Annotated in this window: 8 protein-coding genes; 2 read left to right on the top strand and 6 right to left on the bottom strand. The window is 43.3% G+C overall.

The genetic code is table 11. From position 1 onward, the window contains the following. The 3 genes from CXM95_RS07535 to CXM95_RS07525 all read right to left on the bottom strand — a co-directional run bounded on the left by CXM95_RS07535 (position 1) and on the right by CXM95_RS07525 (position 6110). Complete coding sequence (locus CXM95_RS07535) at positions 1-2385, bottom strand: glycoside hydrolase family 2 TIM barrel-domain containing protein (protein WP_101698954.1); 2385 nt, start codon at positions 2383-2385, stop codon at positions 1-3. Positions 2386-2575: 190 nt separating this feature from the next. Further along, positions 2576-3586: a glycosyltransferase family 2 protein gene (locus CXM95_RS07530; protein WP_101698953.1), complete on the bottom strand. Its 1011-nt coding sequence runs from the start codon at positions 3584-3586 to the stop codon at positions 2576-2578. 91 nt (positions 3587-3677) lie between these two features. Beyond that, entirely contained in the window at positions 3678-6110 is a 2433-nt protein-coding gene (locus CXM95_RS07525; protein WP_101698952.1) for a glycoside hydrolase family 3 C-terminal domain-containing protein, read from the bottom strand. A 234-nt stretch (positions 6111-6344) separates the two neighbouring features. On the opposite strand from CXM95_RS07525, the gene glf reads away from it, so the two are divergent. Further along, positions 6345-7472, top strand: a complete 1128-nt coding sequence (gene glf / locus CXM95_RS07520; RefSeq protein ID WP_086317311.1) for a UDP-galactopyranose mutase — start codon at positions 6345-6347, stop codon at positions 7470-7472. 132 nt (positions 7473-7604) lie between these two features. On the opposite strand, the gene CXM95_RS07515 is transcribed toward glf, so the two are convergent. The 3 genes from CXM95_RS07515 to CXM95_RS07505 form a co-directional block, all read right to left on the bottom strand. After that, complete coding sequence (locus CXM95_RS07515; RefSeq protein ID WP_101698951.1) at positions 7605-8372, bottom strand: inositol monophosphatase family protein; 768 nt, start codon at positions 8370-8372, stop codon at positions 7605-7607. A gap of 8 nt (positions 8373-8380) precedes the next feature. Beyond that, positions 8381-8653: a UPF0223 family protein gene (locus tag CXM95_RS07510; protein ID WP_008381425.1), complete on the bottom strand. Its 273-nt coding sequence runs from the start codon at positions 8651-8653 to the stop codon at positions 8381-8383. Positions 8654-8860: 207 nt separating this feature from the next. Then, on the bottom strand, positions 8861-9766 hold the full coding sequence (locus CXM95_RS07505) for a hypothetical protein (protein ID WP_005236371.1): 906 nt from the start codon (positions 9764-9766) through the stop codon (positions 8861-8863). A gap of 188 nt (positions 9767-9954) precedes the next feature. On the opposite strand from CXM95_RS07505, the gene CXM95_RS07500 reads away from it, so the two are divergent. Continuing rightward, positions 9955-10479: a type 1 glutamine amidotransferase domain-containing protein gene (locus tag CXM95_RS07500; RefSeq protein ID WP_005236373.1), complete on the top strand. Its 525-nt coding sequence runs from the start codon at positions 9955-9957 to the stop codon at positions 10477-10479. Positions 10480-10546 lie beyond the last annotated feature (67 nt).

The following is a 10546-nucleotide window of genomic DNA, read 5'->3' as shown; positions in this document are numbered from 1 at the left end:
TCATTTCGTGTCATTGCTTTTTTTCACTACTTCGTTTATCTGAATGGCTGTACGCTCAGACCTACTTCCGTCAGCTGCCATCAGTTCGATTTCGTTTGCTTCAGAATCAGCTTGCACGATCGCTAGTGCTTCGCCATAATAGGTTTTCGTTTTCGAACCAGTATAGCCTTCTGGGTTGTAAGGACAAGCATGACCTAACCCTAATAGCTTACCGCCTTTGACAGAAACCGCGACTTCATGGTTTTCCATCGGCTTTAAAATGCCGTTGCGATCGGTATACCGCAAACGAATAAAGGCCAGCCCTCGAGGAGAAACAGTACTACTTTCAGGTTCAAGCGTTAACTGAGTTTCTTTTTGTGCGGTCACTAAAGAACTACGGCCAATTTCTTGCTCATTTTCGTCATAGGAAACAACGGTCAATGTGCCACTTTGATAAGTGGTCTTGACGACGGTTCGACAATCATTTTTCATTTTTTTCTTAACGACGAGCTGATCATTCAAATAAAGAGCGATTTGAGCCGCTCGAGCATAGACTTCTACTTCGGCTTTCTGACCTTCGCAGCCCGGCCATGTCCAAGAAGGCATCGCATCCGTCAATTTCCATGCGGATGGTGAATGTTTGCCTTTTTGATAAACAGGCTTCACCGCTAAAAGGGGCGTTGTGGTTTTTTCGAATGCCACTTTTGTGTAAAGGGTTTCGCCACCTGCTGCACCGGTGATATCCAAGCGACCGCTTCCAGCGGTCAACCAACCAGCTGGACTGGCATTTTTAGGATAGGCATCTTCATAAACCCACGAACCAATACCGGCTTCACCGATATAGTCCATGCCTGCCCACACGAAATCCCCAATAATACGAGGGTGTTTTTTTGCCAGTTCCAAGAAATAAAAAGCATCCTTACAGAAAGTTTCTGTGCCTAAAATCAGGCGCTTTGGATATTTTTTCAGGTCTTTTTTATAGCGTAAAATGCCGTAATTGTAGCCGGCTATGTCCATATTGGCAAATGATTCATAGGTCGTGCGGTCACTTCCTCTGAGGGTGGCCCCCAACTTCATGGTTTTATCGCCCAACAAACCAGCCAGCTTATTATAAAACTCACTTCCGACAGCTTTTTTCTTTTCTTTTTGGGCTTTTTCATCAGTATAGACCCCAAAGCCTAATGAGCTTAGATAATTGAAAAAGATGTTGACACCACATGTTACCGGTCGCGTTGGGTCCAACCCATGCAAGTGTTCCGTTAACTCTTTCGTCAGCTCGATCCCCCGTGGTTCGGCTGTTTCCGAGACTTCATTCCCCGTCGAATAGAGGATCACGCTAGGATGATTAAAATCTTTGTCCACCATATCAGCAAGATCCTGACGCCACCAATCACTAAAATCATTGGCATAATCGTAACGGGTTTTATGGGTGTACCACATGTCGACATATTCATCCATGACCAGCATTCCCAACTCGTCACAAGCATCAAGTAGTGCTTTTGAGCAAGGATTATGGGCTGAACGAATCGCATTATAGCCAGCTTCTTGCAAGAGCTTGACTTTTCGTCTTTCGGCATCTGGAAAAGCAGCGGCGCCTAACAAGCCGTTGTCATGATGTATACAGGCCCCTTTTAAGATGCGACGAACCCCATTGATCAAAAGCCCCGCTTCCGAATCCCAAGTCAAGGTCCTCAGACCAAAACGTGTCTGGTATTGACTCCCTTCGTACTCAACTTGACACTCGTATAAGTTCGGCTCTTCTGGTGACCATGCCTTTGCATTGGGCAGCGGTAGGTTGATCTGTGCTGATCCGTCGATCGAGACATTCGTCCTTGCGATCACTTCCTCCCCATCGACAATCGAGACCCGCGCTTCGCCGTTACTGTTGGATTTTAAAGTCAATGAAATCACTGGTGGTTTTGTTGATACAGTAGTGATTTTTATGCCATTTAGCAAAAGATGCTTTTTCGGTAAAACCAGCAGATTGACGGGACGGTAAATCCCTGTGCCAGTGTACCAGCGACTATTTGGCTGATCGGCATTTCGGGCAATGACCTCAATGGTATTTTCCGATCCAAAGTGCAAAAACGCATCCGCTTCGACATAAAAGTTGGTGTATCCGTATGGACGAAAACCAGCCTTTTTTCCATTGATGATCACTTCGGCGTTGCGATAGACTCCTTCAAATTCAAAAACGACTTTTTTATCTTGGTAGTCCTCAGGCACGAAAAATGTTTTCTTATAGAGGTAATCAAGTCCTTCATACCAGCCGATGTTGGCAGCGCCTAAACTCGATTCGCTTCGTGGCTCTTCGCGCATTGCATCATGTGGGATGGAAACAGGTTTCTGATTGTTTGTGCCTAAAACACCACAGACCCAACCTTCATTAAAATTTATGATCTCCAAAAGAATCCCTCTTTCTTCCTCAATTCTTTACGAAACCAATTATAGCGTGCACAACACGCAAAAAAACGCTTTCTCACGAATGGTCGACTTTTTTGCACGAACGGTTATGATCTCCAAAAAAAAGACAAACCTCATTGATTCATAAGGTTTGTCCACTGTCTTGAAATAATCTTATCTGAATTGATTTCCTTCAATTAAAGCCATAAAATTTTTGAGCAAGGTGGTAAAAGCCTAACGAAGCTTTTCGCCCGATGGCACCTGGGAAATGGACGCCGTGTCCTAAGAGACCGAACCGTAAACGAAAATACAGCAGCTGATCACGAGAGCGAATCAACTTCCACAGCTCCTTTTTCTTTAGCAAGCTTTCTTTCGACCCTTCTTTGATCAACAAAATCGTTGAAACAGTTGTGATTGCTTCTAAATATCGACGCATATAACGAGTGAGTTCTTTGCCGGTTTGATCCAGTGAAAGATAGTAATCGATCATTGTCCGGTTGACTTTCAATTGCTGGTCGATACGACTGATCATCACTTTTTCATTGACGGACTGATCCGATCGACCAATATAATAGCGATAAAAATCGACATTTAAGTAGACCATTTTTTTGACGTAGGGCAATGGTTCATAGACATACAGATTATCTACATAAAAGGTATGTTTGGGCAACTGCAAGTTTGCTTTTTCTAATACGCTTTTGCGATAGATCACCGAGTGCATCAATAGGTACTTACTGAACGGAAATCGCACGTCCCCCCAGCCGAATGGTTCATTTTCTGGCAAGAAGCGCTGATAATGAATGCAACGCTTGTTTTTCTTCCACTGGGTTTCATAGACGTAATTACTAATAACCATATCGACCGAATTTGCCTGTGGATCGCTTGTCAAAAAGATCAAAATTTGTTGATAGGCCTTTTCATCTACCCAATCGTCGCTATCTACGATTTTGATGAAGGTCCCACTAGCAGCTTGTAAGCCCGTATTGATCGCTTGACCATGACCGCCGTTTTCTTGATGGACTGCTTTGATTTGCCTTGGGTAAGATCGCTGATAGCGTTCAGCGATCGCTCCGGTTTGATCATGGGACCCGTCATTTACAATAATGATCTCAACGGTCTCTCCCCCTACTAATAATGAATCAATACAGCGTTCCATATAATCTTGCGAATTGTAGCATGGAACAATTATACTTAAAGTTTTCACACTTGATCCCTTCCCCACATTTAACTTTTCTGCTTCTTTCCCCAAAGTGTTGCAGCAGATTTATTTTTGTCTTTTGAAAAACATGTAACGATCAGTGAAGCTGCGATAGTTGTTTATTGTACTTTCTTTGAAGCTTTTTGTTGCGGATAAATGCCCGACAAAGCCCGAAGCTTCCTTTGAAGAAATGCCCATTACACATAACCAACAATTGGTCGATCATTGCCATGCTGACCATCCCATTGGTCATTTTGGCGATGCCACGAAACGGCATGTTCCAAATGAACAATAAGTTTAGATCCAATTTTCCTTTTTTTTCGTTGCGCTTCCTCATGGTATTCAAGACAAGAAAAACCAAACGACCTAGAGGACTTTTTGCCTGCTGCAACTCTGCAATGGTACTGTTTTTGGCTAATGGCTGACCGCTTGATTCTTGCGGTAATGGCTGGTTCAAAAACTGTGCAAAATCATGTAACGTTGCTTGTTCGATCCGCTCAGGATAAATAACTTGTTCGCTTACCGTTCTTGGTCGTAAAGTGGCGGCTTTCTGATCGATCAAAAGCGTGCCTTGAAGTTGGCTCTCTTCACAATTCCCACCAATAAACAGGGTATATTCTCCTGCCTCAACTGCCCAGCAATTTTGTTGGCTGTCATAAACACGAAAGGTCTTATCATCAAAAGGCAATCTGATCGTGCGTTTTTCACCACTGGCTAAGGCTACTTTTTTGAATCCTTTTAATTCTTTTTTCGGTCGCATCAGTTGACTGTCTTTCAAACCAACATACAACTGGACCACTTCTTCACCGTCTCGATTCCCAACATTTTCAATTGTAAATTTTACTTGATTTTCTTCAATGATTAAACCACTATAAGCAAATTCCGTATAACTTAGACCGTAGCCAAATGGAAACAAAACTGGTTTTTTAAACGTGTCATAATAGCGATAACCGACAAACAGTCGCTCTTTGTAATAAGCAAAACGACCTCTTGCTGGGAATTCTTCACCAAACAAAACATCATCATAGGAAGAGGGATAACTTTCTGCTAGTTTTCCGCTCGGATTATACCGACCGAAGATCACATCCAGCATCGCGGAAGCACCGGCTTGTCCACCTAAGTAGCCATGAAGCACACCAACAGCTTTATCTAGCCAGGGCATTTCAACAACCCCTCCCGCAGACAAAACAACGATTACTTTTGCAGTCGTCTGACAAAGTTTTTCGATCAACTGATTTTGATTTGCGGGCATCGCCAACGTCTCACGGTCGATCCCTTCGCTTTCATAGCTCTCATCAAGTCCGGCAAAAACCAGCACAACCTCACAGTCAGCTGCTAAAGAAACAGCTTCTTCGATCAATGCTGCTTGTTCTGTTGCTGTTTTACTACTACTTTTTCGGACATAGCCTTGTGCATAACCTGCCATTTCAGGAGTATAATCTCCAATCTTTTCTAAAATCGACTCGACTTGTTTCGCATTTACCATCGAAGACCCCGCACCTTGGTACCGAGGTGTTTGAGCAAAATCTCCAATAATTCCGACCTTTTGCTTAGGATTTAAAGGCAAGCAGTTGTCATCATTTTTAAGCAGAACCACGCTGCTTCTGGCTGCTTCTCTTGCGACTGTATGATGCTGTGCCCAATCGATCGCATCTTTCCCAGTTTGTTTCTTCGTCTCTGAGAAGACCACTGCTAGCTCAGCAACCCGTACATCAAGCTCCGCCTCAGCCAAACGATTCCTTTCAATTGCATCAATAATTTCTTGTGCGCCAGCGATCCCTTGCCCTGGCATCGCCAAATGGCAGCCATTTCTGACCCCTTCGACATGGTCATTATCCCCGCCCCAGTCGGAGACAACAAAGCCAGCAAATCCCCATTCATCTCGGAGAATCTCTTGTAATAAGCGTTTGTTTTCATTGGCGTAAATGCCATTGATCAAATTATAGGCGCTCATGATACTTTTCGGTTTTCCTTCAGTGACGGCGATTTCAAAATTTGTTAAATACATTTCTCGTAATGTCCGCTCATCAACGATGGAATCCGAGGCCATTCGTCTCGTTTCTTGACTATTGACAGCAAAATGCTTCGGGCAGGCAATCGTCCCGTTTTCTTGAATACCTCTGATATTTGCAGCCGCCATTTTCCCTGACAAATAAGGGTCCTCACTGAAATACTCAAAATTGCGCCCGCCTTTAGGATTTCGCTTGATGTTCAGACCTGGACCCAAAACGACATCAACCTCTAACGCTTTTGCTTCTGATCCAATACATTCACCAACCTTCGCAGCAAGTTCACAGTCCCAGCTGTTTGCAATTGTTGCCGCCGGCGGAAAACAAGTTGCTGGAACGCTTTCATTCAGCCCCAGGTGATCTGCTTCTCCCACTTGCTTACGAATACCGTGCGGACCATCTGCCATAAAAATCGATGGACAGATCGCTGGTAGCTCATGTGTCTCCCAAGTATTTTTTCCTGAAACAAACAATGCCTTTTGTAAAAGTGTTAATTCTGCAATTTTTTCTTGGCTATTCATCTAAACCCAACTTTCTGCTATGTATAAATCATAAGTCTATAAATCTACTAGCAGTAGTTTATCATGGAAACGCCAAGCAATGAGCGTCCTTTCATGAACGGTCGCTTTTTGCTCATGAATAACCAGCCAATTATAAAGATTCTTTGACTCTTTTAGAAAACGCTTGCTTTGCTCGGTGGCAGCCTTTATCTTAGAATTTGTATATCATAAACAAAAGCTGAGAGGAGCGAACACATGAAGACTGGCAACTACCAGTACTTGATCGTTGGTGCGGGCTTATTCGGGTCGATCTTTGCCCATGAAGCAGCCAGAAAAGGGCATCGTTGTCTGGTGATCGATAAGCGTGACCACATCGGAGGCAACTTGTATACTTATCAAGAAGACGGCATCACGGTTCATCAATACGGCGCCCATATTTTCCACACGGATAGCAAAGAGATTTGGGCTTATATGAATCGCTTTGCTGACTTCATTCCTTTTACCAATCAAGTCTTGGCGAACTACCAAGACCAACTCTATAACTTGCCTTTTAATATGAATACCTTTTATCAACTGTGGGGCGTGCGAACGCCTGCAGAAGCGCAAGAAGAGATTAAACAGCAAATTGAAAGTGCCGGTATAACAGGAAAGCCTAAAAACCTTGAAGAACAGGCGATCCAATTAGTGGGAACCGATATTTATCGTAAGCTGATAGCCGGTTATACGCAGAAGCAATGGGGAAAGCCCCCTAGCGAGTTGCCGAGCTTTATCATTCGTCGACTGCCGATTCGTTTCACCTATGATAACAATTATTTCAACCATCGGTTTCAAGGAATTCCCGAAGGTGGCTATACGCCGATTTTCCAGAAATTATTAGATGATGATCGGATCGATGTTTGTTTGAAAACGGACTTTGAAGCTGAAAAAGCAGCCTATTTAGCACGTTTTCCTAAAATAATCTATACAGGACCGATCGATGCCTTTTTCGACCAAAGATACGGTCCTCTAGAATATCGTTCGTTACGTTTTGAAACAACCAAACATCCATCACCAAACCTTCAAGGAAATCCCGTAATCAATTACACGGATGAAAAGATTCCCTTTACCCGCAGCATGGAATGGAAACACTTCGATAAGCAAGGTGAGTCAGATACAACCATTCTTACCAAAGAATATCCAGCCCCATTCACGATTGGTGCTGAACCCTATTATCCTATCAATGACGAAAAAAATAACCAGCTGTATAAAAAATACAAACAGCTGGCTGCGAAACAGCCGCAAGTCCTGTTCGGAGGACGTCTCGGCTCGTATCGGTATTTAGATATGGATCAAATCGTCAGTGAAGCATTAAAGCTAGCACAAAAAGAACTTACTGCGAACTAAAAAGGCTGGGCTGCCGTTTTCGCTACTTAGGGACAGCGTTGACTACCACCAGGTCCAACTAGTGGGAAACGGAGCCAGCCTTTTTTTCTATGAGCGTCAGTTCATCGGTTATCAGATAGTAGGCATGCTTTCTTATTGATTGACGATCGCCAATAATTCTTCAAAAGCTTTCGGTGTACCGCCGATAAACAATTCCCGTCCATTCAAGGATAGCGGCTCTCCTTTGATGTTTGCCATTTTTAATCCAAGGGTTTCTAACAAAACGCCCCCTGGCGCATAATCCCATGGCGCAAGATGAGAAAGATAGCCTGCTCTTTGTCCTTTAGCGAGGGCGATCAACTCTACCCCAGCACATCCAGTCATACGAATGCCTAATGCTTTGGCACTGACTTCAGTTTCGTGGTGGCGGTTATGGATCAACATGGGTGAATTCAAGCCAACGAGACCCTCGGATAAGGCAATATCTTTCGGCGGTTCGATCTTCTTGCCATTGTTATAAACACCAATCTCTGGACCCCCCCATAAGAATTCATCTTTCATGACATTATAGACAAAACCAAAGCGCCCTTTGCCCTCTTCGTAGATCGCGATCATGATACAAAAGTTTTCTTTTTCCAACACGAAATTCATGGTTCCATCGATCGGATCAATGATGAAGACCCGTCCACTCATGTCGGCAAGTGTGTCCAGTCCGTTTTCTTCACCTAAAATTTTGGCATCCGGATCATAGGATTGGATCTTACCAATCAGAAAATCTTGCGTGGCTTTATCCAATTCTGTCACTAAGTCTTTCCGTCCTGATTTTGTCTCGACCACCAAGTCTTCTTTATTTAAATTGCCTTTGATCCTTTCGCCTGCAGCGATCATCCACTGGCGAACTTCATTAACGATTTCATGCATTCGTTGATCTACCCTTTCATTTTTAGTTTTCCCTCAGTCTTTTTCGCTGCCTGCACGGCATGGTATAACGAATAGCCTGATAGTTCTTCAAATTCTCTACCTAAACGGCGTTCCTCGCCAATGCTGGGAACGACTTTCTTAAAGGCTTGATACGCCTCAAGAAACGTGCTGCTAGGAAGGCCTTTTTCATAGGCTTGTTCTAACCGTTCCCACATCTTCATGACGACGACCATTTCATCCGTCGACCAATCTAAGTCCAGAGGATATTGATAATCCCGCATATTACCACTCCTATTCATCTTATTCAGTGTACCACAAAATTGAAAATAGGTCAGAGCCTCCGCTGCAAAAAAGGTACATTCTGGCAATGAATGTACCTCTGGTTTACAAACTATTTGGATTTCTAGAAGCTGAACTCCATGAATCTCAAATAAGAAGGAAATTCCTTTGTTCTTTCAACGAGATCGCTTATTAAAAGATGACCGATTTCAAAAAGGTTCGTCTAGAAAAGCCCGCAAAAACAAAAAATTTTTAATGATAGCAATTGATTTCCACCACTGTTTACTAATGAAAAACTCTGGGTAATCTGTTCCCCATTGCCATGGAATGACAAATGATCCGTCTGCTTGTTGGTGTTCTAAAATTTCTTCGGCTTCTTTTTTACATATTTCTTCACTAAAAATCCCAAGCAGCTGCTCTCTTGTAAAGAAAAAATTTGAAGGTTTGCTGACATAAGATGTGAACCACTCTTCTGGCTCATTTGAGACTGCATGGCGAATTTGCCAGAATAAGATCTCGCGAAAGCGTTCATTTGCTAAAACAGGCTGATACTGGATTTCTTCACAGTCTTGTAATAATTCTAGATAGACGACTAATGTGTGCATTTCACTGGTTGGCTCCTTAAGAAAACTTGCAACTGCTGTTTCGGCGATTTCTTGTGCTTTTTGATAGAGGGTCGTTTCCCCTGTTCTTAAGATCGTACCAGCTAGACTGACCGTTGGGTTGTCTGCTGGCACGCCCACAGGACTCTCCCACCAAATCGCATGCGGATAGGATACCGTTGACGGCACTTGGTTGAGCCATTTCCCTTCAGAAAATTCTTTTCCACTAGCTAAATACCTTAGAATCCCTTGGACTTGTGGATTTGACGAATGAAGGCATTCAAGCTCTCGTAAAATTCGACATGCCTCCCACACTGCAATCGGTGTACTATTGGGATTCCAATAATCAGGTTCCAAACCATGCCCATAACCACCATCTTCATTTTGGTAGACTTGTAACGCCTGTAATACAGCCTCGCGAGATCCATTTTCAAAATGGTACTGCCAACGAGCAAGGTCTAAAGGGCGCGCGTTTTTGTAAATAAATTTTCGTGCTTTTTCGAATGCTTCCATATCTTCGCCTCCTTTGGCTTTCTTTTATTATCGCTTACTCCCCTAATGATTACAACGCTTACATCAATATCATTTCTCTGAACGACCATTCTCAGAATAGCTTCTTGGCATTTTTCAGGAAGCATACTTTTGGTGTTTCCCTTGGCATGATGTTACAGTAAGAATAACAAGAAAAAGGAGGAATTCTCTTGCGTTTAGAAAACAAAAAAATCATTGCCTTAGTCGACAATGATTTCGAAGATTTAGAACTTTGGTATCCGGTCCATCGGTTACGGGAAGAAGGCGCACAAGTCGATTTAGTCGGTGAAGAAGCGCATAAAACGTATATTGGCAAATATGGTGTACCCGCAGAATCAGCCTATGCTTTTTCTGATATTCACGCCGATGACTACGATGCCATCTTAGTTCCGGGTGGTTGGGCACCTGATAAATTACGGCGTTTCCCAGAGGTCATCTCTTTCGTGCGAACGATGGACAAAGACCAAAAAATCATTGGACAAATCTGTCATGCAGGCTGGGTCTTGATTTCTGCGAATATCCTGCAAGGTAAGACGGTTACCAGTACACCAGGCATCAAAGATGATATGACAAATGCTGGAGCCACATGGGTCGATACACCTGTGGTTACGGATGGTCATATCGTTTCCAGCCGCCGTCCCCCAGATCTACCAGACTATATGCGGGAATTTATTGCTGTTTTAGAAAAGAAATAGTACCCATTGATCAGATTCAAAAGAGTTGCGACCGAAGGAAATACGGCCGCAACTCTTTTTTCTACCT

It is taken from the genome of Enterococcus sp. CR-Ec1 (genome assembly GCF_002850555.1).
GTDB classification, from domain to species: Bacteria; Bacillota; Bacilli; order Lactobacillales; family Enterococcaceae; genus Enterococcus_D; species Enterococcus_D entomosocium.
Note: the sequence above shows the minus strand (reverse complement) of the source record. Positions and strands in the feature narration are given on the sequence as shown.